Annotated in this window: 30 protein-coding genes and 2 pseudogenes; 25 read left to right on the top strand and 7 right to left on the bottom strand. The window is 62.3% G+C overall.

Translation table 11 applies throughout. The annotated features are described in order from the left end of the window. The first annotated feature begins 60 nt into the window (after positions 1-60). The 12 genes and pseudogenes from MESS2_RS32715 (at position 61) to MESS2_RS33385 (ending at position 8,297) form a co-directional block, all read left to right on the top strand. Positions 61-501, top strand: a complete 441-nt coding sequence (locus MESS2_RS32715) for a hypothetical protein (protein ID WP_008874888.1) — start codon at positions 61-63, stop codon at positions 499-501. Further along, entirely contained in the window at positions 384-956 is a 573-nt protein-coding gene (locus MESS2_RS13525) for a DUF2062 domain-containing protein (RefSeq protein ID WP_008874889.1), read from the top strand. Before MESS2_RS32715 ends, MESS2_RS13525 begins: the two co-directional genes overlap by 118 nt. Then, positions 953-1,354, top strand: coding sequence for a holo-ACP synthase (gene acpS, locus MESS2_RS13530; protein WP_008874890.1), 402 nt, complete (start codon positions 953-955; stop codon positions 1,352-1,354). Before MESS2_RS13525 ends, acpS begins: the two co-directional genes overlap by 4 nt. A gap of 89 nt (positions 1,355-1,443) precedes the next feature. Continuing rightward, complete coding sequence (lepB, locus tag MESS2_RS13535; protein WP_040592997.1) at positions 1,444-2,193, top strand: signal peptidase I; 750 nt, start codon at positions 1,444-1,446, stop codon at positions 2,191-2,193. Beyond that, entirely contained in the window at positions 2,193-2,909 is a 717-nt protein-coding gene (rnc, locus tag MESS2_RS13540; protein WP_008874892.1) for a ribonuclease III, read from the top strand. The genes lepB and rnc overlap by 1 nt, the downstream gene beginning before the upstream one ends. Then, a complete protein-coding gene (era, locus tag MESS2_RS13545) occupies positions 2,906-3,829 on the top strand; it encodes a GTPase Era (RefSeq protein ID WP_008874893.1) in 924 nt (307 codons plus the stop codon). Before rnc ends, era begins: the two co-directional genes overlap by 4 nt. 6 nt (positions 3,830-3,835) lie before the next feature. After that, positions 3,836-4,744: an aminoglycoside phosphotransferase family protein gene (locus tag MESS2_RS13550; RefSeq protein WP_008874894.1), complete on the top strand. Its 909-nt coding sequence runs from the start codon at positions 3,836-3,838 to the stop codon at positions 4,742-4,744. 113 nt (positions 4,745-4,857) lie between these two features. Then, positions 4,858-5,085 (top strand): annotated as a pseudogene (locus MESS2_RS34125) (antitoxin Xre/MbcA/ParS-like domain-containing protein); the annotation flags it as partial. Positions 5,086-5,166: 81 nt separating this feature from the next. Then, positions 5,167-5,577, top strand: coding sequence for an antitoxin Xre/MbcA/ParS-like domain-containing protein (locus MESS2_RS33960; RefSeq protein ID WP_341872361.1), 411 nt, complete (start codon positions 5,167-5,169; stop codon positions 5,575-5,577). 355 nt (positions 5,578-5,932) lie between these two features. Next, positions 5,933-7,090, top strand: coding sequence for a porin (locus MESS2_RS13560; protein WP_008874896.1), 1,158 nt, complete (start codon positions 5,933-5,935; stop codon positions 7,088-7,090). A gap of 136 nt (positions 7,091-7,226) precedes the next feature. Then, entirely contained in the window at positions 7,227-7,988 is a 762-nt protein-coding gene (gene recO / locus MESS2_RS13565) for a DNA repair protein RecO (RefSeq protein ID WP_008874897.1), read from the top strand. 81 nt (positions 7,989-8,069) lie between these two features. Next, complete coding sequence (locus MESS2_RS33385; protein WP_008874898.1) at positions 8,070-8,297, top strand: hotdog family protein; 228 nt, start codon at positions 8,070-8,072, stop codon at positions 8,295-8,297. Here MESS2_RS33385 and MESS2_RS32300 read toward each other — a convergent pair. Further along, positions 8,240-8,788: a PDDEXK-like family protein gene (locus MESS2_RS32300; RefSeq protein WP_008874899.1), complete on the bottom strand. Its 549-nt coding sequence runs from the start codon at positions 8,786-8,788 to the stop codon at positions 8,240-8,242. The two genes, MESS2_RS33385 and MESS2_RS32300, sit on opposite strands and share 58 nt — an antisense overlap. Positions 8,789-9,010: 222 nt before the next feature. On the opposite strand from MESS2_RS32300, the gene MESS2_RS13575 reads away from it, so the two are divergent. The 9 genes from MESS2_RS13575 to MESS2_RS13615 all read left to right on the top strand — a co-directional run bounded on the left by MESS2_RS13575 (position 9,011) and on the right by MESS2_RS13615 (position 17,900). After that, entirely contained in the window at positions 9,011-9,718 is a 708-nt protein-coding gene (locus tag MESS2_RS13575) for a hypothetical protein (RefSeq protein ID WP_244439994.1), read from the top strand. A gap of 215 nt (positions 9,719-9,933) precedes the next feature. Further along, the gene (locus tag MESS2_RS13580; protein WP_008874902.1) at positions 9,934-12,684 is read left to right on the top strand and encodes a DUF2339 domain-containing protein; all 2,751 of its coding nucleotides are present in this window, start codon (positions 9,934-9,936) and stop codon (positions 12,682-12,684) included. 48 nt (positions 12,685-12,732) lie between these two features. Next, positions 12,733-12,975 (top strand): type II toxin-antitoxin system VapB family antitoxin, encoded by a 243-nt coding sequence (locus MESS2_RS13585; protein ID WP_008874903.1) that lies wholly within the window; start codon positions 12,733-12,735, stop codon positions 12,973-12,975. Further along, a complete protein-coding gene (locus tag MESS2_RS13590; RefSeq protein ID WP_008874904.1) occupies positions 12,975-13,391 on the top strand; it encodes a type II toxin-antitoxin system VapC family toxin in 417 nt (138 codons plus the stop codon). Before MESS2_RS13585 ends, MESS2_RS13590 begins: the two co-directional genes overlap by 1 nt. 180 nt (positions 13,392-13,571) lie before the next feature. Next, complete coding sequence (locus MESS2_RS13595) at positions 13,572-14,090, top strand: sigma-70 family RNA polymerase sigma factor (RefSeq protein ID WP_008874905.1); 519 nt, start codon at positions 13,572-13,574, stop codon at positions 14,088-14,090. Then, positions 14,087-14,878 (top strand): anti-sigma factor family protein, encoded by a 792-nt coding sequence (locus MESS2_RS13600; protein ID WP_008874906.1) that lies wholly within the window; start codon positions 14,087-14,089, stop codon positions 14,876-14,878. Before MESS2_RS13595 ends, MESS2_RS13600 begins: the two co-directional genes overlap by 4 nt. A 161-nt stretch (positions 14,879-15,039) precedes the next feature. Next, positions 15,040-16,146, top strand: a complete 1,107-nt coding sequence (locus tag MESS2_RS13605) for a peptidase C39 family protein (protein WP_008874907.1) — start codon at positions 15,040-15,042, stop codon at positions 16,144-16,146. Continuing rightward, the gene (locus tag MESS2_RS13610; RefSeq protein ID WP_008874908.1) at positions 16,143-17,606 is read left to right on the top strand and encodes a RimK family alpha-L-glutamate ligase; all 1,464 of its coding nucleotides are present in this window, start codon (positions 16,143-16,145) and stop codon (positions 17,604-17,606) included. Before MESS2_RS13605 ends, MESS2_RS13610 begins: the two co-directional genes overlap by 4 nt. A 21-nt stretch (positions 17,607-17,627) precedes the next feature. Beyond that, positions 17,628-17,900, top strand: coding sequence for a DUF3303 domain-containing protein (locus MESS2_RS13615; protein WP_008874909.1), 273 nt, complete (start codon positions 17,628-17,630; stop codon positions 17,898-17,900). 14 nt (positions 17,901-17,914) lie between these two features. Here the strand turns inward: MESS2_RS13615 and MESS2_RS13620 are convergent, their stop codons facing one another. Beyond that, a complete protein-coding gene (locus MESS2_RS13620) occupies positions 17,915-18,862 on the bottom strand; it encodes a LysR substrate-binding domain-containing protein (protein WP_008874910.1) in 948 nt (315 codons plus the stop codon). A gap of 106 nt (positions 18,863-18,968) precedes the next feature. On the opposite strand from MESS2_RS13620, the gene MESS2_RS13625 reads away from it, so the two are divergent. Beyond that, positions 18,969-19,859 carry a fatty acid desaturase family protein gene (locus tag MESS2_RS13625; RefSeq protein WP_008874911.1) on the top strand — a complete coding sequence of 297 codons (891 nt, stop codon included), beginning with the start codon at positions 18,969-18,971 and terminating at the stop codon, positions 19,857-19,859. Positions 19,860-19,879: 20 nt separating this feature from the next. Here the strand turns inward: MESS2_RS13625 and MESS2_RS31060 are convergent. The 3 genes and pseudogenes from MESS2_RS31060 to ygfZ all read right to left on the bottom strand — a co-directional run. Then, positions 19,880-20,206 (bottom strand): annotated as a pseudogene (locus tag MESS2_RS31060) (EAL domain-containing protein); the annotation flags it as partial. A 623-nt stretch (positions 20,207-20,829) separates the two neighbouring features. Beyond that, positions 20,830-21,465, bottom strand: a complete 636-nt coding sequence (locus MESS2_RS13640) for an HD domain-containing protein (protein ID WP_008874914.1) — start codon at positions 21,463-21,465, stop codon at positions 20,830-20,832. After that, the gene (gene ygfZ / locus MESS2_RS13645) at positions 21,465-22,325 is read right to left on the bottom strand and encodes a CAF17-like 4Fe-4S cluster assembly/insertion protein YgfZ (RefSeq protein ID WP_008874915.1); all 861 of its coding nucleotides are present in this window, start codon (positions 22,323-22,325) and stop codon (positions 21,465-21,467) included. The genes MESS2_RS13640 and ygfZ overlap by 1 nt, the downstream gene beginning before the upstream one ends. Before the next feature lie 83 nt (positions 22,326-22,408). Here ygfZ and MESS2_RS13650 point away from each other — a divergent pair, with 83 nt between their 5' ends. The 3 genes from MESS2_RS13650 (at position 22,409) to MESS2_RS13660 (ending at position 24,814) form a co-directional block, all read left to right on the top strand. Further along, complete coding sequence (locus MESS2_RS13650; RefSeq protein ID WP_008874916.1) at positions 22,409-23,740, top strand: dihydroorotase; 1,332 nt, start codon at positions 22,409-22,411, stop codon at positions 23,738-23,740. 53 nt (positions 23,741-23,793) lie between these two features. Next, on the top strand, positions 23,794-24,021 hold the full coding sequence (locus tag MESS2_RS13655; protein ID WP_008874917.1) for a hypothetical protein: 228 nt from the start codon (positions 23,794-23,796) through the stop codon (positions 24,019-24,021). A 70-nt stretch (positions 24,022-24,091) separates the two neighbouring features. After that, positions 24,092-24,814: a nucleotidyl transferase AbiEii/AbiGii toxin family protein gene (locus tag MESS2_RS13660; protein ID WP_008874918.1), complete on the top strand. Its 723-nt coding sequence runs from the start codon at positions 24,092-24,094 to the stop codon at positions 24,812-24,814. A 44-nt stretch (positions 24,815-24,858) separates the two neighbouring features. On the opposite strand, the gene MESS2_RS13665 is transcribed toward MESS2_RS13660, so the two are convergent. Together MESS2_RS13665 and MESS2_RS13670 are read right to left on the bottom strand one after the other, a co-directional pair. Continuing rightward, positions 24,859-25,662 (bottom strand): hypothetical protein, encoded by an 804-nt coding sequence (locus MESS2_RS13665; protein ID WP_008874919.1) that lies wholly within the window; start codon positions 25,660-25,662, stop codon positions 24,859-24,861. 83 nt (positions 25,663-25,745) lie between these two features. Continuing rightward, positions 25,746-26,003, bottom strand: coding sequence for a hypothetical protein (locus tag MESS2_RS13670; RefSeq protein WP_008874920.1), 258 nt, complete (start codon positions 26,001-26,003; stop codon positions 25,746-25,748). Positions 26,004-26,317 lie beyond the last annotated feature (314 nt).

A 26,317-nucleotide genomic window follows, 5' to 3' on the forward strand; every position in this document is an offset into this window, starting at 1 on the left:
ATGTCAATGAAAATCGGTCTAGACCGGATTGGTTGCATATGACGTTGCGATGATCACCAGATGGTCGTCGTCGCAGCCACAGCTGCTGACAAAGGTAATGCAACCTTCGTCGTTGTTCAAATTCCGCATCCATCTGCCCTGCCATCGCGGCAGTTCGTCTCGTCTTTGAAAAGGCACATTCGCAATGAAGCTGATATGTTCTGGCGCCACGAAGCTAAGATGGCGATCCATTCCGATTACGACAAGCAGACCGTGCTCAGTTGTTCTTCTGCCAGTGCGTCGCTATATCGATGTTGCGATTGTCATAGAGGAATCGTCAAGCGCAAGATGGTGCTGTTACGCTCGGCTGAAGTTGCCGGCGCGGAGCTTGGAACGGGAACAGAGTGCTTTTTCGACGCCGCAAGCCTGATGGTGTTCTTGAACGCGTGCGTACCTATCTGTGGCCGCGCCGCTCGTTTTCGCGCTCGCTGCGGTATTTTTCCAAGCGCATCCTGCGGCTGAAGGCCACTCCGCATGCGGTGGCCGCCGGCGTCGCGGCGGGTGTCTTCGCCTCGTTCTTTCCGCTCGGCTTTCACTTCATCATCGCTTTTGCCGTTTCCTGGGTCATAGCAGGCAATCTGGTGGCGGCAGCACTCGGCACCGCGCTCGGCAATCCGCTGACTTTCCCGCTGTTGTGGGGCGCGTCCTGGGAGACCGGCAAGCTGATCCTGCACGAGCGCCTGCCGGCACATGGGCCGCCCGCGCATCTCGGCGACATGTTGCACAATCTTTCCTTTTCGCAATTGTGGGGACCGATACTGAAGCCGATGATGATCGGCGCGGTGCCGCTCGGCCTGATCTTCGGCCTTGTGTTCTACGGCATCACGCGCTGGGGAATGGCCACCTTTAGCGAGCAGCGGCGCAAGCGCCTGGCCGAAAGAGCCGGCAGGACCGGGCGGGAAGTCCCCGCGGAATGATCATCGGCATCGGCAGCGACCTGATCGACATCAGACGCATCGAAAAATCGCTGGAACGCCATGGCCAGCGCTTTATCCAGCGCATCTATACCGCGGTCGAGCAGGCCCGCTCCGAAAGCCGCGGCGCCCGCGTTGCCTCCTATGCCAAGCGCTTTGCCGCCAAGGAGGCTTGCGCCAAGGCGCTTGGCACCGGCCTGGCGCAAGGCGTGTTCTGGCGCGACATGGGCGTCGTCAACCTGGCCAGCGGCAAGCCGACCATGGCGCTGACCGGCGGCGCTGCCGAAAGGCTGGACAAAATCCTGCCTGCGGGGCACAGGGCGGCAATCCACCTCACCATCACCGACGAATTTCCGCTTGCTCAAGCCTTTGTGATCATCGAGGCGTTGCCGGTCGAATAAGCGCCACATTGATTGCATCTGACCACCGGCATGACGTTGCCCAGCGCGCGCCGAGACTCTATACCAACCAACGCATAATCGAGGACGACATGAGCGTGGCTGAAAAATCCCAGAAGAAATCCGGCGGGCTTGGCGAAACCGTCAGCGTCATCGTCCAGGCGCTTTTGCTCGCGCTTGTCATCCGCACGCTCCTGTTCCAGCCGTTCTCGATCCCCTCCGGGTCGATGCGGCCGACCTTGCTCGAGGGCGACTATCTCTTCGTCACCAAATGGTCTTACGGCTTCTCCCGTTATTCTCTCCCTTTCGGCCCCGATATTTTTTCAGGCCGCATCTGGGGCGCCGAGCCGAAGCGCGGCGACGTGGTGGTGTTCAAGTTCCCGCCGGACCCTTCCGTCGACTACATCAAGCGCGTCGTCGGCCTGCCCGGCGACAAGATCCAGGTCAAGGACGGCCAGCTCTTCATCAATGGCGTCGGCGTGCCGCGCCAGAAGGTTGGACAGATCGAAAATCGCGACGTCACCGAGGAAAACAGACCGGTCGACGTCTATCGCGAGACCCTGCCGAACGGCGTCAGCTATGACACGCTCGACCTGACGCCGAATTCTATCGGCGACAACACCAGGGAATTCGACGTGCCGCCTGGCCACTATTTCATGATGGGCGACAACCGCGACAATTCCGCGGACAGCCGCTTCACTGTCGGTTTCGTGCCGGACGAGAATTTGGTCGGCCGCGCCAACCTCGTCTTCTTCTCGATCGCCGGCGGTGCCAGCCCGCTCGAAATCTGGAAATGGCCGTCGCAGATGCGGGCGTCGCGCCTGTTCAACTTCGTCAACTGATGGCTTTGAAACGCCCGACTGGCGAAGCATTGGCCGGTGCGGTGGAGGCCAGGACAGGGCACGCTTTCAGGGATATGCGGCTGCTCGAGACCGCGCTGACTCATTCCAGTGCGGTCAAGGCGGTCAGGAACAACGAGCGTCTCGAATTTCTCGGCGACCGGGTGCTTGGCCTCATCGTCGCCGATATGCTTTTCCAGCAGTTTCCCGATGCTCCCGAAGGAGAAATCGCACCGCGCTTCAATGCATTGGTCGATTCGCGCACATGCTCCGAGGTCGGCGTTGAAATGGAGCTGGAAGATCTGGTTCGCGCCGACGCTGCCCTGAAGTCGCGGTCGCGGGGCTCGGGCGGCAATTACCTCGCCGATGCGGTCGAAGCTCTGATTGCGGCGATTTATGTCGATGGCGGCATCGATGCCGCCCGACGTTTCGTCATGCGTTACTGGGAGCCGCGCTCCAGCATGGTGGTCGTCAAGCCACCCAATCCCAAATCCGAATTGCAGGAATGGGTTGCCAAAACCAGCGATGCCCGTCCCGAATACGTGATCCAGAACCGCGAAGGGCCGGACCACCAGCCCGTTTTCACGGTTTCCCTGCGGGTTGACGGTTTTGCGCCGTCAAGTGGCACAGGAGGTTCGCGAAGAGCTGCCGAAGAAGCTGCGGCCTCGGCATTTCTGCTTCGCGAAGGCGTCTGGCCTAACCAAGGGGGTACGGCATGACCGCCACTGAAGACGCCGCCCCGCCTGCCGCTACCCGTTCGGGTTTCGTTGCGCTGATCGGCGCGCCCAATGCCGGAAAATCGACGCTGGTCAATCAACTGGTCGGCGCCAAGGTGTCGATCGTCACCCACAAGGTGCAGACCACGCGCGCGATCGTGCGCGGCATCGCAACGCATGAGAACGCGCAGATCGTCTTCGTCGACACGCCCGGCATTTTCAAGCCGAAGCGGCGGCTGGACACGGCAATGGTCACCACAGCCTGGGGCGGCGCCAAGGACGCCGATGTCGTGCTGCTCCTGATCGACGCCGAGCGCGGCATCAGGGGCGATGCCGAGGCCATCCTCGAACGGCTGAAGGATGTCCGCCAGCCGATGGTGCTGATCCTCAACAAGGTCGACCGGGTCAAACCCGAGGCGCTTCTCGCCCTGTCCGCGGCAGCGAATGACAAAGTACCCTTCAAGCGCACCTTCATGGTTTCGGCGCTGACCGGCTCCGGCTGCAGGGACCTGCTCGACTATCTCGCGCAAACCCTGCCGGCCGGCCCCTGGTACTATCCGGAGGACCAGATCTCCGACCTGCCGATGCGCCAGCTCGCAGCCGAGATCACCCGCGAGAAGCTGTATCTCAGGCTGCATCAGGAACTGCCCTATTCCTCGCATGTCGAAACCGAGAAATGGGAGGAGAAGAAGGATGGTTCGGTGCGCATCGAGCAGGTCATCTATGTCGAGCGCGACAGCCAGAAGAAGATCGTGCTCGGCCACAAGGGCGAGACGATCCGCGCCATAGGCCAGGCGGCGCGAATAGAGATAGCAAGCATCCTCGAACAGAAGGTGCACCTGTTCCTGTTCGTCAAGGTGCGCGAGAACTGGGGCGACGATCCCGAGCGCTATCGCGAGATGGGGCTGGAGTTTCCGCATTAGGGTTCCATGGACGGCAAGCTGAATATCGATACAGCTCTCGTCAGCCGACTGGTCGCCACGCAATTCCCCCGGTGGAAGGATCTTGCCGTCAGGCCGGTTGCATCGGGCGGCTGGGACAACAGGACCTTTCATCTCGGCGACGAGATGCTCGTGCGGCTGCCGAGTGCCGCCGCCTATTCGCTGCAAGTCGAGAAAGAGCATCGCTGGTTGCCGAGGCTGGCGCCGCTGCTGCCGCTGCCGATCCCCGTGCCCCTGGCGATGGGGGTTCCGGCCGAGAACTATCCCTGGCATTGGTCGATCTATCGCTGGATCGAAGGTGAGACGGCAAAGCGCGAACGCATCGCCAGCCTGTCGCAATTCGCGGCCAGCCTGGCCGAGTTCCTGGTCGCCTTGCAACGGATCGATCCCACCGGCGGGCCGCCACCCGGGAAGCACAACTTTTTTCGCGGCGGACCGCTCAGCGTCTACGATGACGAAACCAGAGAAGCCATTGCCGCCCTCGACGGCAGGATCGACACCGAGGCCGCGGGTGCGGTGTGGGAGGCAGCGCTTGCCGCGACATGGCATGGCGCCCCCGTCTGGTTCCATGGCGACGTCAGTTGGGGAAACCTGTTGGTCAGGCAAGGCCGGCTAAGCGCCGTGATCGATTTCGGCACGTCGGGCGTCGGCGATCCCTCATGCGATCTGGCGATTGCGTGGACGCTTTTCGACGGCAGGAGCCGGGACGCCTTCCGCGCCGGTCTTCCGGCCGACGAAGCAATGTGGGCACGCGGCCGTGGCTGGACGCTGTGGAAGGCACTCATCACGCTCGCCGGACACATAGACGTCAATCCGGTCGAAATTGAAAAGTCCCGGCATGTGATCGACGAAGTGCTCGCCGACCACGCGCGCGGAACGTCGCAAGATGGAGCCTAGGGCCGGCACGGCCGCGTTCGTCGTCTCTCCGTCATACACCCTGCCTATAGGCTGTACGAAAGACCCGCTTCCGGGCTGACACGGAACAAGCGGGCATGCAGCCAGATTAGGACATGACCAAGCCTTGGAATCGCACGGACCCGACTCATCAGACCGAACTTGCCTATCAGGCTGGGTTTGCCCATCAGACGGGGTTCGAACGCGCCGTCGCTGTTGAGGTCGAGCAGGCGCTGCTGCTGCGAGACGAGATCAAGAATGGTGATGCGGTCGTCGCCGGCAAGATCGCCGGCGCCGTCGCCGCTGCCACTATCCTGCTTGCGCCGGGGGAGTTGCAAGCTATCGACACCACGCTGGAAAGATTGCCCGGCATTGTACTGCAATTCGTCCGCGCGCTGGCAGCTGCGAGCCGCGAGCCGGTTGCCTTGGCGTCCGGCGGCGCGCAGGCCCGAACCCGGTTGGCCGGAAACGACGACATTGACCTGATGCGGGTCGAGGATTGGGCGGGGCGGGTCGCCGGACCGACTTTTCTGGAAGAAAATTTTGGCATATCGCGATCGACGCTGCACCGCTGGCAGCGCAGCGGCAAGGTGGTCGCCCTGCGCACCGGCGGCCGCAAACATGTGTTTCCCCTGGCCCAGTTCGTCGACGGCAGGCCGGCGCCCGGCATCGGCGAGGTGTTGTCCTTGATGCCGAATCCGCGGCGCGCCTGGTTCTGGCTGATCAGCCCTGTCGCCGGGCTCGACGGTCGCATTCCCATTGAAATGCTCAAACAGGATCTGGTTGCGGATGTCGTCTTCGCAGCGCAGAACGCATTGATCGCCAAGTTCGAATAATTTTGCGATAGAATTTTCTTCTAAAAAATCGCGTTCTGAAAAATTGTCATGTCAGTCTGATGTTTAGCCGTTTAATGTTTTGTATTTTATAGAAGATAGGTGACAATGTGCCGATTGTTTCATTTGTAGCATTAGATCATTTGTATAAGTGATATTTGTGCAACAGGAATTTAATATGCAATAATTCAATGGATTATTTCAAAAATCGTCATTGAACACGAGAGATCGATGAGTATGTTCGCCGCCGAAAAGGGAAAGCGGTGCGGGCCTTTTTCGACGTGGATGAGGTGGGTGATGTCACCGCTCCGCCACGCAATCCGAAGCCATTTTTAACTTTGACTGGAGAGGTCAGAAAATGAATATCAAGAGCCTTCTTCTCGGCTCAGCCGCGGCGTTGATCGCGGTCTCCGGCGCACGCGCCGCGGACGCTGTCGTCGTCGCCGAACCGGAACCGGCCGAATACGTCAAGATCTGCGACGTCTACGGCGCCGGCTACTTCTACATCCCCGGCACCGAGACCTGTCTGCGCATCGGCGGCTATCTACGCTATGACATCGGCGTCGGCGATTCCGGCACGCTGGATGGCGTCAATAACGTTGCCGATCGCATGGACGGTGATAGCAACGACACCTACTACAAGAACATGCGCTTCACGCTGAGGACTTATACCGGTCAGGAAACCGAGCTCGGCACGTTGAAGACCTTTACCGAGACCCGCTTTCAATTCGGCAACAGCAGCGGGGACTATGATGGAAGCTCCTCCACTGGCTGGCAGGCCAGCAATAACAGGGCAGATGGAACCAGCAAGACTTCGCTGAATTTCGCCTGGATCCAACTCGGTGGCCTGCGCGTCGGTAAGGATGAAACGGTATACGACCAGTTCATCGGCTATGCCGGCAATGTCATCCAGGACACGCTCATCCCGTTTGGTGTCAAGGATACCAATCTCATCAGCTACTACTTCGACGCTGGCAGCGGCTTCACGGGCGTGGTCTCGCTCGAAGAAGGCACCGGCGCCAACACCATCGACAGCTATGTTCCGCATGTCGTCGGCGGTTTGAAGTACAAGAGCGACTGGGGTGCGATTACCGGCGTCGTGGCCTATGACAGCAACTACGAGGAAGTGGCCGGCAAGGTCCGTTTGGACGTCAACGTCGGCAAGGAACTGACGCTGTTCGTCATGGGCGGCTACGGCACCGACGACAACATCAACGACTTCGGCACAGGCCGTACCCAATACAAGCCGTGGGGCGGAAACTGGGCGATCTGGGGCGGCGGCACCTACAAGTTCAACGACAAGACCTCGTTCAACGCCCAGATCTCCTATGACGACTGGAAGAACCTCGGCGTTGCTGCCAACGTGGCCTACACCATTGTGCCCGGCTACACGATCACGGCTGAAGTCGATTACCTCAATGCTGGAAAGTTCGACGACGCCGACTTCAACAACTGGACCAAGGCCAACAAGAAGAGCAGCGTCGGCGGCATTCTCCGCTTCCAGCGCTCGTTCTAACGGACCGACTGACCTCACCAAGTCGCCCGCAGCGTATCGCTGCGGGCGGTTTGGTGTGCACCGTTCCGGTGCCGGTTTGTAAGGTGCCAAAACCCTTACCTTGATTTCGCCATCCAACCGGTGACAAGCTCCGTTGATGGAATGGCGCGATGAGGGAATCATTCTCGGCACCCGCAGGCATGGCGAAACCAGCGCCATCCTCGAGGTGATGACGCGTGCGCATGGCCGCCACCTCGGCCTCGTGCGCGGCGGCCGCTCGCGCAAGCAGCAGCCCGTTCTCCAGCCCGGCAACCGCGTCGACCTGTTGTGGCGGGCGCGGCTCGACGAGCATCTCGGCACCTTCCAGGCCGAGGCGATCGAGATGAACGCCGCCCGGCTGATGGACAGCGCCGTCGCCGTCTATGGGCTGCAGACCATGGCCGCGCATCTGCGCCTGCTGCCCGAGCGCGACGCCCATGGCGGCCTCTACGAGACACTGGCCGTGATGATCGTCCACCTCGACGATGCCGATGCCGCTGGCGAACTGGTGGCGCGCTTCGAGCTGCTCGTTCTCGACGAGCTCGGCTTCGGCCTCGATCTCAGCCAGTGCGCGGCGACCGGCGCCAGGCAGGACCTTGCCTATGTCTCGCCGAAATCCGGGCGCGCCGTGTCGCGCCAGGCCGGCGCGCCATGGCGCGACAAGATGCTGCCGCTGCCCGCCTTCCTGCAACGCGGCTCCGGCCTGCGCGCCGATCCGGCGGCGATCGAGGATGCTTTCCGGCTGACCGGCTTTTTCCTTTCCCGCCATGTCTACGAGCCGCGCGGCATCGAGCCGCCCGGCGCCCGCGCCGGCTTCCTCGCGGCGTTACGCAAGCACCACGCGCCTGGCAAGGCGATTGCTGGAGAGACCGCAGCATGAGCGAAGTCGAACTTTACCCCGGCGCCGCCGATCTCGTTCCAGCTCAATTCCGGCCTCGCCGAAGTCTCGGAGGGCCGCGCCGTGTTTCGCGGCATACCCAACGAGCGCCATCTCAACCCGCTCGGCAGCGTGCATGGCGGCTGGGCGGCGACGCTGCTCGATTCGGCGCTGACGCTGCTCGAACAAGTGGGGCGACGCTGCGCTCGGAAATCCGGCACCTCTCTAGGATTAGCCAGTTCTTCAACGCCGCTTCAGGTGATCGATATCTCGTTGTTTTCGTATGCTGCCAATGCGTTCATGCGAATCTGACCAGCGATGCCGCAAGGGGAACGATAGTAAACTGGCATAACAAGTGCAGTACCTGGCAACACATACGTCCTTGGCTCGCTTGAACGATAGTCGACCACGATGAACCAAATATGCGGCAGCGCATTCTTCTGCGTCAGATTTACGCCGTACTTTCTCGACGCTTTCACCTGTACTTCAATCGTCCGTCCGTCTTTATGGGCGATCAGGTCAATCACTGCGACGTTGTGCTTACGCCCGTTGACGTGGTCGACCGTCCAACCCTGTGCTTCAAGCATTGCCACGGCATGCGCTTCGCCAATAACGCCGAGAGCCATGCCGCGCTTTGCGCGTGCTGCGCGAGTCGGGTCGCCGACCAGAAGGCCAGTCCGCCTGAACTGGGCGTTGATTGTTGACTGGCCGTGTTTAGGAAACGCGACGGCAAGTTGCTCGATTGTCGCGCCCGGATGGGCCGCTGCCCATTCCGCGAAAGCCTTAATTGGTGTGATCGACATGCTCGTTGCTATCGTCCAGTTTCAAATCAGGTTCTATCGAGTTCGGGCATAGAACGAAATGGGATGCCAATATGAACGATTTGCGATATGAATGGACGGCCTTGAAGCGGATCCGCATGGCGATCATTGGAACAATCATACTGAAGCAGTTTCCTGTGAGCGGCCCAGGAACTTGAGCAGAGCACCGAATAGTGCTCTTGCTTTCGTTTTGTCAGAAACCTGTTGATCGGCATTGCATTCATGAGCCAGCTTCTGAGCGCGATCTTTAAGCCCGATAGTCGGGCGGAAGGTGAACGAGCGAAGTTTCTGTCGCGAATGTTCGGCATATTCTCCGAGAGGATTGTCTCGCTTTGGTGTGATGACGAACGATCGCCTTACCAAGACATCGGTCGCCCCACGGTAAAAACTAGCATGACAGATCGGGGCTACACGCTGGACTTCACCCTGCGAGACCGGAAGACCGGCGCGCTGTACGTTGCCGAGATGAAGTGCGAGATCGAATACCAAAGCTTCAGATACTTCATTCTGACGAATGCTGAACAGCTCAAGCATCACAAAAAGCCGGCTTTCGAAGTTTTCCTGCGATCAGCTCGGCCATCGGAAGACCTGCAGGTATGGGTTGGCAAACAGAAGACGCCGACCGCTGGCGCGATTCTCATCTGGGGCGCGGTGTCCCCTTCTGGCCGCATGAGCGCCATCGAGGAGTTTGGGCTGCGAGACGCTCTCTCGCTCGACGAGATGTGTCGCGATCTTGTCTCCTGGAAATGCCAGCGGTATGAGGCCCTGCTCAGTGAGCGCCGAGCTTGGAGCATTCAACTTTTCGATGGATTGCTGAGCTCTGACGTCAGCGAAGCACCAGCGGTGATCTATCCCCGACTTGATGCCGCAACTTCGCGACAAGCTCGATCCCGGTACCCTGGCGATGCGTGACGACCTGCTACCCAGGATGCAGTGCAGCAAGTGCCGATGCCGCAACGTCGATCTGATCTACACGCCCGAGCACTCCAGCCGATCGCAAGCTGCTGGCTTTCGGCACCGAAACATGCTCGATCTTTCCGGCCGCCAATCTGGCGGCGCGCTGACTCGGCTGGCCGTCTGGCCGCCTTATTTGTCAGTAACTACTGGCCTGGTTTGGGGGAACCGCCATGTTCGAAAGCCTGATCGGCCTAGTCGCGATCATCGCGCTGTTCGTCATTATCTGGCGCCAGCAGAGCCGCATCGGTCTGATCGAGCGCGAGCTTGGCGCGCTGCGCAGCCTCGTGCTTTCGGGCGCGCCTGTGGCTCCGCCGCAGCACAAGCCGGTGGAACCGGCCGCAAACGACAGCAAGCCGGCGGACGCAGCGGCAGCAGCGGTGGCCGATGTTGTTTCGTCACCGACGGACAAGGCGGCTGCGGCGAAAAAGCTGTCTGCCGAGGCTGAGGCCCGGGAAGTCAGATCCGGACCCTGGACCACGGGCAAAACGGCGCCGGCCGGGTCCGCGCCGGCAGAGCCGGCCGCCGCAACGGCGAAGGCGGCCCAAAAACCCGACATCGAAACGGCGCTCGGCACCCGCTGGGCGGTCTGGGTCGGCGGCATCGCGCTGGCGCTGGGCGGCCTGTTCCTGATCCGCTACACCATCGAGGCTGGCATCTTCGGCCCAGGTGTGCGGCTAAGCATGGCCGCATTGCTCGGGCTGGTGCTGGTCGGCGGCGGCGAATTCATCCGCCGCACCGGCTTCAGGCTGCCGGTGCAGGGCGCTGCAGGCGCCTATATTCCAGCGATCCTGACGGCGGCCGGCGCTTTCATCCTGTTCGGCACGGTCTATGCCGCGCATGGCGTCTACGGCTTCATCGGCCCGGCGCTGGCCTTCACGCTGCTCGGCGCCATCGGCGTGGCGACCATTGCCGCGGCTCTCGTCCACGGCCAGGCGCTGGCCGGCATAGGCCTGCTCGGCGCGATGGTGACGCCGATGCTAGTCGCCTCCGAGGCGCCCTATCCCTGGGCGCTGTTCGGCTATCTCGCAATCGTGCTTGCCGCCACCGGTGTCATCGCCCGCATGCGTGACTGGAAGGCGTTGATGGCGGCCGCCTTCGTCGGCGCCGGTCTCTGGACCATCCTCTTCATGACCGACGCGCCGGGAGCCAACCTGCCCGTCATCCTGTTCATCGACGCCGTCACACTGGCCGTGCTTGCCTTCGTCTGGCTCGGCCGCCGCGGTGGCGAAACGGAACCTGACAGGGGCTTCGACCGGCCCTCGATCGCCCCTGGTTTCTTCGTCGGTCTCTCGACCATGGCGTTGTTCGTCGACCCGGTCTACGCTGCCGCCAGCGGTGCCCTGCCGGGAGCAGCGCTGATCGCGGCCCTGGTGGCGGTGGCGCTCTACCGGCCGCGGGCTTTGGCACTCCTGCACGCCGCCGGGCTGGTGACGGTTCTGGTCTATCTCGGCATCATTCCGCCGACCTCCGTCGCTACCGATTTTTCAGGCGGGGCTCTCGGCGTCGACGGCCAGCCGGCGCTCATATCCGACCCGCTGTTGCTCAGGATCGGCATCGGTCTCGGGCTTATCTTCATTGGCGCCGGCTTCTGGGCCGCGCGCAGGTTCGCGGCGACTGCCTGGGTGCGATCCGCTTCATGGGCGGCATGGGGTGTCGTTGCACCGCTGATCATTCTCCTGGCTCTCTGGTTCACCTTCGGTAATCTCGACCGCGATCTTGCCTATGCGGCGGCTGCGGCCCTTCTGGTCGCGGTTTTCGCCGCCGGCGGCGAGTGGATCGCGCGAGGCGAGGAACCGCCGCTGGAGGGTGGCGCGGCTGTGTCCTTTGCGCTCGGCGGTGCGGCGGTCGCCGGCCTGCTGATGCTGCATATGGCTTTCGGATCGGGGTGGACCACCATTCTTCTGGGCGCCGCTGCCGTCGTGCCGGCGCTGGCCACGCGCTGGCGCGCCTATCCGGTGCTCGGCTGGATTTCGGTCGGAGCGGTCATCGCCGTGCTCGGCCGTGTCGTCTTCGATCCGACAATCGTCGGCGCCCAATTCCTGTCGACGACACCGGTGTTCAACTGGCTGCTGCCGGGATATGGCGTGCCGGCGCTCGCCTTCGGTTTCGCCGCCTGGCAGTTCGCCCGCACCACAAACGGCCGGCCGCGCCTCGCCATGGAGGCGGCGGCGGCGCTGTTTGCGCTGTTGACCATCGCCATGCTGGTGCGCCACGCCATGCATGGCGGCGTCATCGACACCGGTGTGGTCACGCTCGCCGAGCAGGCGATCTACACGCTGATCGCCATCGGCGCCGGCGCCATCCTGGTCGCCATCGACATGCGCTCGCCAAGCTCGGTGCTGCGCTACGGCTCGATTGCCGCGGGCGTGGTCTCGGCCGCCTTAGTCGTCATCCAGCATTTTCTCGCGCTGAACCCACTGTTCACTGACGAATCGACCGGTCGGATCCCGGTATTCAACCTCCTGTTCCTGGCCTATCTCCTGCCGGCGGTCGCTGCCGGGGGGCTCGCGCTCTACATCAGGGACAAGCGGCCGAAATGGTATGCCGCGATGCTGGCGGTGGTGGCGGCCGTGCTCGCCTTCGCCTATGCGACGCTGTCGGTGCGGCGGCTGTTCAAGGGTGAGTTCATCGGTCTGTGGAGCGGCCTCGGCCAACTCGAAACCTACACCTATTCGGCGCTGTGGCTGGTCATCGGCGTGGCGCTGCTCACCGCCGGCGTCCGGCTGAGATCGCAGGTGCTGCGCATCGCGTCCGCCGCGCTGATCTCGATTGCCGTGCTGAAAGTCTTCGTCTTCGACATGTCGGAACTGGAGGGCGTGCTCAGGGCGCTGTCCTTCATCGGCCTCGGCGCCGTGCTGATCGGCATCGGCCTGTTCTATCAGCGGCTGCTGACAAGGGCGGCCAAGGCGGGTGAAGCTTGAAATGATATGCAAGGTGGAATATCTGGATATCCAGAAGGAGATATTCCGATGCCGCTCTACATCCGCGACGACGAAGTGGATGCGCTGGCCACCAAATTGCAGCGCGAGACGAACGCTCCAAGTAAAACCGAGGCGGTGCGGACCGCACTTGTGAACGAACTCGAACGCAACCGTACCAAGGTGCCGCTTCGTGAACGGATCGCCAAGCTGCAAGCCGAGGCGGCAAAGATTGGCCTGCCCAATCCCGACTTCGATATGAAGAAATTCACCGACGAGATGTGGGAAGACTGATGTTTGTCGACGCGTCGGTGATCGTCGCCATTCTCAACCAGGAACCGGGCTGGGAGGAATTGATGAAGCGGCTTTCCAGTTTTTCCAGCCTGCTCTACGTTTCTCCGCTGGTGCGTTTCGAGGCGACACAGGCAGTGGCACGCGCAGCCGCGGGCGCCCGCAAACCTACTGCTGAAGCCCTGCTCAGGGCTCACGACCTGGTCGATCAGTTCATTGTGGAAATTGGCGGGGAAAATGTGATGATCAGTGAGGAAATCGGTGCCCGAGCCATCGACGCTAGCGCGCGTTATGGCAAGGCCGTTGGGCATCAGGCTGGCCTCAACTTCGGCGATTGTTTCACCTACGCTTGTGCGAAAATCCTCGATGTTCCGCTGCTCTATAAGGGCAACGACTTTCTCCAGACAGATCTGGGTTAGGATTTTCGCCAAGCGCTTTTTTCAACTTTCGGATGCAAGCCGGGAATAAATCGCCCACTAGCCAGCGTTATCACATTGCTTGGGTGACCGGGGCGGCGGACCGCTTCGCGCTGGCCGCTTGCGCTGCATCGCGAAGGCGCATTCAATCGGGATGACAGAGCGACCTCAGAATCAGCGGTCATGGACGAAAAGAAGGCAGCGATCCTTGGCGAAATACCGCGGCTGCGCCGCTACGCGCGCTCGCTGCTGCGCGACCGCGATTCCGCCGACGATCTCGTTCAGGACTGCCTGGAACGGGCGCTTGTGCGGCTCGACAACTGGCAGACTGGAGAAAGCCCCAGAAGGTGGCTGTTTACGATCATGCATCATTTGTTCATCGACCAGATGCGCAAGGTCAGCCGGCGCGGCGAAGCCGCGATGCTGCCGCTGGAGGCGAGCGAAGCGCAGGCGGCACCCGCCGAGCAGGTGGCGGGCATCGCCTCGCGCGAGATCATCGACGCGCTGCAGGCGATCAGCCCCGACCGGCGCGCGGCGCTTGTCATAGTCGCCATCGAAGGCTTTTCCTACGCCGAGGCCGCCAACATCCTCGGCGTCCCCGCCGGCACATTGATGTCGCGCATCGCGCGCGGACGTGAGGAATTGCGCGGATTGCTGGAGGACACCGCGCGCCGCCGCTCGATAAGGATCGTCGAGAAATGACTGGGCACGATTTCTCCGAGCGCGACATCCACATGGCCCTCGACGGCGAGTTGCCGGGCGATGAGCGTGCGGCCTATGATGCCTGGCTCGACGCCAATCCCGAAATGAAGGCGAGGAGCACCCGCTATGTCGCCGACCGTGCCGCGCTGCATGCCGCCTTCGCCGGCGTGCTCGATGAGCCGGTGCCGGCGCGGCTGCAGAAGATCGTCTTCGGCGAGACGCCGGCGAGGACGGCGAGAGGGCGCTCGCGCTGGTGGCTTGCGGCCGCCGCGGCGGCAGTTCTGGCCATTGGCGGTGTCGGTGGTTATGTCGCCGGCATCGACCATCTCGGCCTGGAGGACCCCGCCAACGACGAGTTCGCCGAGCAGGCGATCGCGGCCCATGTCATCTATGCCGCCGAAAAAAGGTACGCGGTGGAAGTGCCGGCCAGCGACAAGGATCACTTGCAGACCTGGCTGTCCAACCGGGTCGGCTTGAAACTGGTCGCACCGGATCTGGCGGCGGAAGGGTTCCAGCTCGTCGGCGGCCGGCTGCTGCCCGCCGGCCATGGCAAGGCGGCGATGCTGCTCTACGAGGACGACAAGGGCGAGCGCATTTCCCTCTTCATCACCGCCGAATCGGCGGGGAAAGCCAAGGGCACCTATGGATCGGAAGAAAATGGCCCCGAGGCTATCTACTGGCTGGACAAGGGTTATGCCTGCGCCGTCGTTGGCTCGCTGCCGCGCGCGCAACTGACCTCGGTGGCCAAGAGCGCTTACAGCCAGCTTCTGGCCGGCCTGGCCGGCTGACGGCGCCATCTTTTCAAAGCCGGTGCGGTCGCTGGAATTGTCACAATTCGGCCCAAATCGAGGTGCGATAGCGCTTAGCGAATACTGGTGTTTCCGCCGGTGTGACCGATGTTTCGACCAGGGCCGTTTTCCACATCCCAATCGAGGTTTTCTCAAACCGCATGCCTGCCGAGATTCGCAAGGCCCGCGCGTCTGACGTCGATGACCTCGCCGCCATCGAGAAGGCTGTTTTCTCGAGCGACCGTATTTCCCGCCGCTCCTTTCGCCAGTTGATCGAACGCGAGACCGCCAGCATGCTGGTCGCCGAAAGCGATGGCCGCATTGCCGGCTATGCGGTGGTGCTGTTTCGCAAGGGCAGCGGCGTCGCGCGGCTTTATTCCATTGCCGTCGGGCCATTCTTCGGCGGGCTCGGCATTGGCCGCATGCTGCTGGAGCGGGCCGAGGAGGCCGCGTTCGAGCATGACCGCATGATGCTGCGCCTCGAGGTGCGCGAGGACAACAGCCAGGCCATTCGCATCTACGAACAGAGCGGCTACCGCAAGATCGGCCGTGAACCCGGCTATTACGAGGACGGCGCTACGGCGCTGCGCTATGAGAAGACCTTGCGCGGCGACATTCCCGTCGCCACCAGGGTGCCGTTTTACCAGCAGACCTGCGAGTTCACCTGCGGCCCGTGCTGCCTGATGATGGCGATGGCCAATTTCGATCCCGGCTTCGTGCCGGATCCGGTCATGGAAATCCGCCTGTGGCGCGAAGCGACCACCGTTTTCATGATGTCCGGGCCGGGTGGCTGCGAACCGTTCGGCCTCGCCGTCGCCGGCTATGAAAGCGGGCTGTCGGCGGAGATCCACGTGTCCTTCTACGGCGCGCTGTTCCTGCAGTCGGTGCGCAGCCAGGACAAGCGCCGGGTCATGGAACTGGCGCAGGTCGACTTTCGCCGGCGCGCGGAACTTTACGGCATCCCGGTGAATTACCGTCCATTCGCCATCGAAGATATCCGCGCCGCCATCGCCGGAGGGAAACTGGTGCTGGTCCTGATCAGCGGCTTCCTGATGTTCGGCAAGAAGGTGCCGCATTGGGTGCTGGCCATCGGCGACGACGGCGATCATATCCTGATCCACGATCCCTGGGTCGAGGATGAGAGACAGGAGACCATCCTTGATGCCGCCAACATTCCCGTGCCTTACGGCATCTTCATGAACATGGCGCAGTTTGGCCGCGACGGACTGCGTGCCGCCATCACGCTAGGGAAGCGCGACAGACAATGACCTGGGTCATCCTCACCGGCCGGCAGAACGATCTCGATCAGGTGGCGACGCCGCACAAGATCATCACCAACCGCGACTATCTTGCGCATCCGGCGCTGTTTCGCGGCCAGCGACCGAAGGTCATCAACCTGTCGAACAATTACGGCTATCAGAGCCGCGGCTACTACGCCTCGCTGCTCGCCGGCTCGCGCGGCCACAAGGTGATACCGACGGTCGAGACGATGATCGACCTGTCGGAGCGCAAGCTCTACGAGCACGCGCTGCCCGAGCTCGAACTCGCGCTTAACAAATGCCGCAAGGATCTCGGCGGCGCCTTTCCGCAGAAGGTCTGCATCTTCTTCGGCATCGGCCCGTCGAAAATATGGGACCGCTTCGCCAAGCTTTTGTTCGATTGGTTCCGGGCGCCGGCGCTGGAGGTCCACATCAGGGACAGCGCCGAATGGGCGGCGATCCGCAAGATCGGCTTCCATCCGCTGATCCGGATGACCGACGAGGAAAAAAACCGCTTCCTGCAGTGCCTTGAGACCTACACCAACCGCGAATGGCGCGACACCAAGGGCCGCACGCCGGCGCGCTACACCTTCGCCACGCTGGTCGACCCGCATGAGGAGTTGCCGCCGTCGGAGATTTCGTCGCTGCGCTACTGGGCCAAGATCGCCGAGAAGATGGGTGTCGAAATCGAACCGATCACCAAGAAGGATCTGGCCAAGCTCGCCAACTACGATGCGCTGTTCATCCGCGAGACCACCTCGATCTCCAACCACACCTACCGCTTCGCCCGCCGCGCCCAGCAGGAAGGCATGCCGGTCATCGACGACCCGCTGTCGATGATCCGCTGCACCAACAAGGTCTATCTCAACGAGCTGATGACCTACAACAAGGTGCCGGTGCCGCCGACAGTGATGATCGCCGGCATCTCGGACCTCGAATTGGCGGCGCAGACGCTGGGTTTTCCGCTGGTGCTGAAGATCCCGGACTCGTCATTTTCGCGTGGTGTGAAGAAATGCGAGACCTTCGAGGAACTGAAGACGCTGGCCACCGAATGGCTGGAGGATTCCGACCTTTTGATCGCGCAAAAATTCATTCCGACCGAGTATGACTGGCGCGTCGGCGTGCTTGGCGGCCAGCCCTTGTTTGCCGTGCATTATCTGATGGCCAAGAAGCACTGGCAGATCGTCAACCACAAGGCCAACGGCAAGCCCGACCAGGGCGGCATCAAGACCTTCACGCTGAAGGAGGCGCCGGCCCATGTCGTCGAGACGGCCGTGCGGGCGGCGCGTTGCATTGGTGATGGCCTCTACGGCGTCGACCTCAAGGAGACCAGGGACGGCGTCTTCGTCATCGAGGTCAACGACAATCCCAACCTCGACCATGGCTGGGAGGATTCCGGCGAAAAGGATGAGGTTTGGGTGCGGCTGACGCAGTGGTTCCTGGAGCGGCTCGACCGGCCGGGGCGATAATCATCCGAATAGGGGGTAGTGATGCTGTTTTTTGTGACCGAGGATTTTCGCGGCTGCGACCGCAAGGAGATCTACCGTCGCTTCCGCGACCAGGGTCGCCTGAAACCTGATGCGCTCGTCGTGCATCACAGCTGGATCGCGGCTGATATGAGCCGCTGCTTCCTGCTGGTGGAGGCCGACGACGTCACGCTATTGCAGCGGTGGGTCGTCGAATGGGCGGATCTGGTCGAATTCGAGATCGTTCCCGTGGCGACGAACATGGACATGGTGGAAGCATTGAGCGGACACCTCTGACCGGACCACTGCCGTCACCGGCCCTGAGACGCCCGAGTGATCAGCGCCGGCGAACCCACCGAGCGCAGGCATTCCTCGATCAGCCATGCCCTGAACGCCGCCACCACGTCGCGCCTCATGCTTCGTTGCGGGATCGTCAGGCAATAGGGCTGGCGCAGCTCCAGCGCCTGTGCGACGGGCCTGACCAGCCTGCCGTCTTCCACCGCCTCGGCGCAGAAGACGCCCTGCGCCAGCGCGACGCCGAGGCCTGAGATGGCCAGGTCGAGTGCCGCCCGCGACGAATTCGCCGACAAACCGCGCTGGCTGGCACGGCCAGGCTCGCTGCCGGCTGTCTCGAACCAGCCGCGCCAGGACGGAAAGGACGCGCCTGTCGGCCCCCAATCCGTATGGATCAACGGCAAGCGGGCGAGGACGGCGGCACCTTCAAGATCGCCGATCTCTCTTGCCATCACAGGCGCGCAAACGGGATAGACGGCGTCCCTCACGATGTCTTCCGTCGCCTGGTCGCGATAGTGGGCGCGCCCGTAGGAAAGGCGTATGTCGATCAGATCGCGGTCGAACGACACCGGATCGTCTTCGCCTCTCAGCGATATGTCGACCGCGCCATGGCTGGCGACAAAGCTCGTCAGCCGCGTCGAGAGCCAGCCCATCGCCATGGACGGCGGCACCGAGACGACAAGCCGCGATCGAAACTCCGCGCCGCTGAGCTCGCGCGACACGCTACCGATCTCCTCGAATGCCGTTGTCAGCCGTGGCAGCATTTCCAGGCCGGCATCGGTCAGCACGGCACGGCGGTTGACCCGGTGAAACAACTTGCGGCCCATCTGGTCCTCGACGGTCCGGATCAGCTGGCTGACCGCCGCCGCGGAAATCGAAAGTTCTTGCGCCGCGGCGGCAAAGCTGCCGCAGCGCGCCGCAGCCTCGAAAGCCTGGAGTCCCCGCAAGGATGGAAGTGCAACCATGGCAACCAATAGATAAGTTGAGCTTATCTAAATCGCATAAATCATGGTTTTGCGAAAGCTGTTTTGGCGATTAGGCTCATATAATAGACAGTGCGGGATCAAACCAATGGACCATCGTGACGTGATCGCATCGCTGACGCAGCAACAGCGCGATCAACTGACTGCCAAGTCGGATCGCCTCGGGCTGCTGCAGCTTGCCGTTCATTGGGGCGCGATCATCGTCATCGGCGCACTGATCGCCGCCAAGGTGCGCTACTGGCCGCTGCTAATGCTGCCGCAAGGCATCCTGATCGTTTTTCTGTTCACGCTTCTTCACGAGACGGTTCATCGCACGGCTTTCGAAACACAGCGGCTGAACGATTTCGTGGCGCGTGTCTGCAGCCTGGCGATCGCGCTGCCGGCCGACTGGTTCCGCTATTTCCATTTCGCCCATCACCGCTTCACCCAGGATCCGGAGAACGACCCGGAACTCGCCTTCCCGAAGCCCGAAACCTGGCGGCAGTATATCGTCCACGTTTCCGGCATTCCGGTGTGGTGGGGCCACTTCAAGACGCTCTGCGCCAATGCCACCGGCCGATGCCGGAACAGCTACGTGCCGCCAAAGGGTCGGCCCAAGGTGCGCGCCGAGGCCCGCGCCATGATTGCCTTCTATGCCGTCGTGCTGGTGCTGGCCGTCTGGTTCCGGGCAACCACGCTGCTCTATGTCTGGATCGTGCCGGCGCTGCTCGGACAGCCGTTCCTGCGCCTCTATCTCCTGGCCGAACACGGCCGTTGTCCGTTGGTGGCCAACATGCTGGAAAACACCCGGACCACGCTGACCAACTGGTTTGTCCGCAAGCTCGCCTGGAACATGCCCTTTCACGCCGAGCATCATGCCTATCCGGGTGTGCCGTTCCATCAACTGCCGGCGTTTCACGCCCTGATCGAGCGCCATCTCAAGGAGATCGAAGCCGGTTACGTGCGCTTCCACGAAAAATATATCGAAACATTGCGCTGACTGGCTCAGCCCTGTCGCGCTCAGCCTGATTGCCTGATTGCCGCGCTCGTCTCCAGCAGGCGAGCGATATCCGTTGCCTTCGACGGCACGCCGATCAGATAGCCTTGGGCCTCGACACAGCCCTCCTTGCGCAGGAACTCCAGCTGAGCTTCGGTTTCGACACCTTCGGCGGTGACGGTGATGCCAAGCTGCGCGCCGAGCCCGATGACCGTGCACACGATCGCGGCGGTGTCGCGGTTGTCGATATCACGGATGAAAGAGCGGTCGATCTTGATCTTGTCGACCGGGAAGCGGCGGAGATAGCCGAGCGACGAATAGCCAATGCCGAAATCGTCCAGCGCGATGCGGGTATCTGTGGCGGTCGGGATACGGCACGAACGCCTATCGGGGCGGGGCTTTGGTCCGCTTCTTCGACGCCAAGGTGGCGCGTCTGATCGGCTATGACGAAGCGCGGCCCCGGCGCCGCCGAGGCCGATCAGGATCCCGATTATCGCAAGGCCATCGAGATCCTTTCCGAACGGCTTGGCCGCCAGGATCTGCAAACGCTTTATAGACAGGCGCTCGCAACGCCGACGCCCGCGGACGAGCAGATTGTCCAGAAATTGCTTGAGAGCGGGCAGAAGATCGCCCGCGCCGAGGCCGAGATTCAAAACATCCGCCAGACCGCTGTCGATCTCGCCAGAAAGCGCGCGGAACTGGAGCAATCGCTGGGCCAGTTTCACCAACGCGGCTATGGCGACCCTATGGGCGGGTTCACCAATGGCGACGTCATCGGAGGCGTTATAGGCGGCATTCTTTCCGGTGCGCTCAGATCCCGCAATCTCGACGATGCGCTGAATGGCGGCTTCCGCCAGCGCCCGCCGCGCTTACCGGGAGGGTTCGGCGGCGGCTTGCGTCTGCCGAGAGGCGGTGGAGGCGGACTTGGCCGCCCGCCCGCAGGCGGTGGCGGATTCCGAACCGGAGGCCGTTTCTAGTTTCCGTATTCAGGGTGCTTCTGGCGTCTCGATTTCTCGATGGCCGCGTACCGCTTGAGGAACGCTTTTTGCGCCCAGGTCACCGAGCGCGGCGTTAAATCGAAACGCTCGGCGTTGAAGCCGCGCGGCCGGCCGAAGAACTCGGTCGCCTCGGCTGTGGAGAAGCCGGCCAGCAGCGTCGCCTCGAAATAGGCCGCGATCTGGTCGGCGCGCTTGATCTCCTTGCGCAGGGCAGCACCGAGCTCGACGGGCAGCGAAAAGCGCAGGTGGATGGCGTGCTGAAGTCGAAGCTCGCAATCCTTGTAGCTGCCGCCCATCACCGATTTGAACGGGGAGATCATGTCGCCGATGACATATTCCGGCGCGTCGTGCAGCAAGGCGGCCAGCCGCGCGTCGGCCGGGGCGTCCGGCACCAATTCGGAAAACAGCGCCTCGGCCAGCAGCGAATGCTGGGCGACCGAAAAGGCATGGTCGCCACTGGTCTGGCCGTTCCAGCGGGCGACTCGGGCAAGCCCGTGCGCGATGTCGGAAATCTCGATGTCGAGCGGCGAGGGGTCGAGCAGGTCGAGCCGCCGGCCGGACAACATGCGCTGCCAGGCGCGCGGCGGCGCCCCGGCGCGATCGGCCGCCATCAGGCTTCCTCCGCGCCGACGGCTTCCTGCGGAAAAGTGAATTTCGCCCATGCCGGAATGGTGAGCGCGACGGTGACATCACCCGCCATGACAGGCTGGCCGGCGTCGAGCGCCGCCTTGACCCGGTCGATGCGGGCAATGGCAAGACCTGCCGTCCCGGTCGTAGAGCCGAGCGTGCCGACCGGCCGCCCGTCGACCGTCAGCTCCGTGCCTGGCACGGGCAGCGGCCGCTCTGCCGTGGCGATCAGCACCCGTCGCCTGGCGGTGCCGCGATGCTGCATGCGCGAGACCACTTCCTGGCCGACATAGCAGCCCTTCCTGAAGCCGACGCCGCCGGTCTCGTCGAGCAGCACGTCATGCGGGAAGGCATCGCCAGGCTGGTAGTCGCTGCCGCTTTCGGCAATACCATGAGCGATGCGCAAGGCCTGCCATGTGGCGAGGTCACCACCTTCGGCCATGCCTCCATATCGGCGCTCGACCTCCACATCGCGAAAGCGCGTATCGGCGACCCTGGTTGAATCAGATTGTGAGGCGGTTGAATCATTGCCCCACGCAACAACGACAAGCCGTTGGTCGGCTTTGGCAATCTCGACCTTGGCGCGCAATTTGTAGAGCATCAGCCGGCGCATGAAATCGTCGGCGAGATCGGCGCGGCATTCGAGGTGGAAGGCATTGTCGCCGGCGCGCAAGATCAGGAAATCGAACAGGATCTTGCCTTGCGGCGCCAACAGCGCGCCTGGTTTTGCCTGGCCGGGAGCAAGCGTATCGAGGTCGGTGGTCAGGATATTCTGCAAAAAATGCTCGGCATCCGGGCCTGACACCGAAATGAGCGCACGGTCTGTAAGCAGGGCAAAGGGCATGGGCTGGGCAAAAACCTGATCTTGCAAAACAGTCGGCCTTTACGTAAGCCGCTGACACTCCCCCCGCAAGAGACCGGAGCAGCATGGCCACGACCTACGACCTCATCCTGACAGGCGGCACGTTGGTCAATCATGACGGCGAGGGTTTTCGCGATGTCGGCGTCAAGGATGGGCGCATTGCGGCAATAGGCGATCTTGGCCAGGCCTCGGCCGGCGAGACTATCGACTGCCGCGGCCTGCACATCCTGCCGGGCGTCGTCGACAGCCAGGTGCATTTCCGCGAGCCGGGGCTGGAGCACAAGGAGGACCTGGAGACCGGTTCGCGCGCGGCGGTGCTCGGCGGCGTCACCGCCGTGTTCGAAATGCCCAACACCAATCCGCTGACCACCAGCGAGGCCGCCCTTGCCGACAAGGTGAGGCGCGCCAGCGGGCGCATGCATTGCGATTTTGCCTTCTGGGTCGGCGGCACCCGCGACAATGCCGGCGACGCCGGCGATCTTGAGCGGCTGCCCGGTGCTGCCGGCATAAAAGTATTCATGGGCTCGTCCACCGGCGACCTGCTGGTCGAGGACGACGAGGGTGTCGCCGCGATACTCAGGAATACGCGCCGCCGTGCCGCCTTCCACTCCGAGGACGAGTTCCGGCTGCGCGAGCGGCTTGGCGAGCGCATCGAGGGCGATCCGTCCTCGCATCCGGTCTGGCGCGACGAGGTCGCCGCCTTGCGCTGCACCGAGCGCCTTGTGCGCATTGCCCGCAAAGAGCGCGCCCGCATCCACGTGCTGCACATCTCGACCGCCGAGGAGATCGCCTTCCTCGAACGGCACAAGGATGTCGCGACCTGCGAGGCGACGCCACACCATCTGACGCTGAGCGCCGACGACTATGCGCGTCTCGGCACGCTGATCCAGATGAACCCGCCGGTGCGCGCCGCGCGTCATCGCGACGGCGTCTGGCACGGCATTGGGCAAGGCATCGTCGACGTGCTTGGTTCCGACCATGCGCCGCACACGCTGGCAGAGAAGGCGAAGCCGTATCCGGCCTCGCCGTCGGGGATGACCGGCGTGCAGACGCTGGTGCCGATCATGCTCGATCACGTCAATGCCGGCCGGCTGACCTTGCAGCGCTTTGTCGACCTCTCCAGCCATGGTCCGCAGCGCATCTTCGGCATGGCGAGGAAAGGCCGCATCGCCGCCGGCTACGATGCCGATTTCACCATTGTCGATCTGAAGCGCCGTGAGACCATCACCAATGCGCAGGCTGGTTCGAGGGCCGGCTGGACGCCCTATGACGGCAGGCAAGTCACCGGCTGGCCGGTCGGCACAATCGTGCGCGGCAGCCGCGTGATGTGGGAGGGCGAGATCGTCACGCCCGGACAGGGCAGGGCGGTGGAGTTTTCCGAAGCGCTGGCGGTGTAGCCGTTTCCACGGCGTTGGATTTTTTAAGCACCGTGCATTATGTTGCTTGGGTTATGAACGCAGATATCGCGCCCATGATTGTCCCCGCCGAGTTCCCGGAACTCCAGGCTCTTGCCTGGAATCGTGACGTAGCGCGTCCGATTCCCGCCGAAGAAGCATTTGCGCTCTATGAGCGCAATTGGCGTTTTATCGATCAAAAGCGTCTTACGGCGCGTGAGAAGCTGCTCATACAGAATCTAGCCAAAGAATTCGGTCATGGCGTCCTGTTGATCACCCGGTAAAGTTCTTCTGCTCTCTCGATCTTCTCCTCGCTTCTACAACCATCAACAGGACACACGGCGAGCGGAAGTCATGAAGGAGTTCAAAAAGCCAGAACACCGGATAATTGCCGAAGCCCTCGGACTAATGGATCGCGAGTTCCTGGCCGAAAACCAATGTTGGTTCGGCGGCGGGACGGCGATTGTCATGAAACTCGGCGAATATCGACGGTCACTGGATGTCGATTTCCTATGTGCCGACGCCGATGGCTACCGCGAACTCCGAACCCGTGCGGCCGAACGGGGCGTCAGGGCGTTCTTCCCCGAACCCGTCGAGGCCGTTCGGGATTTCCAGATCGATCAGTATGGTTTGAGAGCGGTTGTGCAGCTTAAGGGGCAATTGATCAAATTCGAAATCATCCGCGAAGGCCGTATCCCACTGCAAGGTCATTTCGACGACGATTTGAATGTACCTGCCCTGATTGCCGCGGATATGTTTGCCGAGAAGCTGTTGGCGAATGCCGATCGATGTCAGGACCGTGCCACCGCATATCGCGATGCTATCGATCTCGGAATGCTGATCAGGGCCTATCAGGAAATCCCGATCGATGCTCTTGGCAAGGCAGAAACCGCCTATGGGTCGGATATCCAGCACAAAATCGTATGGGTGGTGAACAAGCTTCAGCATAGGGGCGAACTGCGCAACGCAGCCGAATCCTTGCAAATGGACACCAAGGCGGCCGAAGCTGCTATTTCGGCTCTTCGAAATGAAGGCATTCGCCTCTGGCCAAGTGCGGGCTTCGGTCCGTGCCAATAAATAGCAGGGTCGAGACAGGACGTTGGAGTTCCCACAACGGCAGCTCAATCCCCGGCGACGAAGAACGTCCACTGCCCCGCGGGCGTGATGCCGACGCGGTAGAAGATGTAGGCGCCGAACTGCTTCATGTCGTTGTAGTCGCCGGCGGTGACGATCTTGAACAGCTCGACCCGCTGCCTGGCGTCGAGCTTGTCCAGCGGCAGCGCGAAGAAATACGGCCAGACATAAAGTTCCTGCGGCGTGCCGGCATCGACACGGACATAGCCGGCATTGAGCACCTCTTCCAGTATGGCGAGGATTTCCTGGCCTTCCGTGTCGCCCGAAAGGCCCTTTAGGAAGGCGATCGGATCGCCGTCGATTTCGCTCAGCGACAATTGGGTCATCGCATCGCCCGTGCCGATCAGCGGCCGGAGTTTTTCGATGTCGCCGCTCTTGCAGGCCTCGACAATCAGATCGTGCATGCGCCTGACCGGCTCCGGCAGCTTGCCAAGGTCGTAGACGACCTCCGGCAAGGGAGCGTCGGGATCGGCATTCGGGTTGGCCTTGCCGCCATCGTTCGCCGGCCCCTCCGGCTCTGTCTTTTCCGGCTCGTCGGACGGTGCCGGCTGGCTGGCCGCGGGCGGCGGCGTGCCGGGCGCGTTGGGCATCGGCACCGCGCTTCCAGGCGGCGACATGTCGTCATTGGCGGGTGGCGTGACCGGCGAGGGAAGATCCTCGCGCTTGATTTCACTCAGCGCATGGGCGGGGCTGACCATCAGGCACAGGGTAAGCGGAAGCGCAGCGCAGCCTGCGGTGAGCCAGATGCTAAGGACCAAGCCACCCGGCTTGCCTGACATCGAAAAAATCACTGCCTGCTTCTCCCTGATTCCCAATGCATGTCGCGCAAATCCGTTCAAACGCGACGCGCTTTAGGCCCGCCCAGGATGCCGGTTCAGTGCCTCAGCCTCTCCGGTTCGAAAGCCCCGGCTATCACTTTTTCACGCATGCGGTCGAGCAGGGCAAGGGCGGAAGTCTCGCCATTGGCGCGCAGCATCTCGCCAAACGCGGTTTCCAGCGCCGCCTCGGCGATGATTTCCGGCTCGATTCCGGCCGAAAGCCCTTCCGCCCAGGCCTCGCTGTGGCTTTCCACGGCGGTCAGGCGCTTTTCTTCCCTGACCAGCGCGTCTATGTCGTTGACGCCATGTTCCATTGCGATGTCCACCCTTTTCAAGCGGCGATCCGGCGATGCGGATCAGGCTTGGGCTGTCCCTTTTGTACGCAGATCTGATAAGCCATTGTAAATACGACATTTCTTGGGTCGTCTTCGACAAGGCCCGTCGCGTTTGCAAACCTGCGTTCGATCCGATTCAAAACTTAGCCGATTAGACCGGCGAGCGGGATGAAAACCTTCAGTTTGAGTTAATTCCACATCTACGCCGTAACGTTTCGTTAATGCTGTTGCAGAAGTGCAACATCAGGATTGCACCAAGACGCTCCCGGAAACAAGGAGGGGAGGGTCAAATG

It is taken from the genome of Mesorhizobium metallidurans STM 2683, assembly GCF_000350085.1.
Taxonomy (GTDB): Bacteria; Pseudomonadota; Alphaproteobacteria; order Rhizobiales; family Rhizobiaceae; genus Mesorhizobium; species Mesorhizobium metallidurans.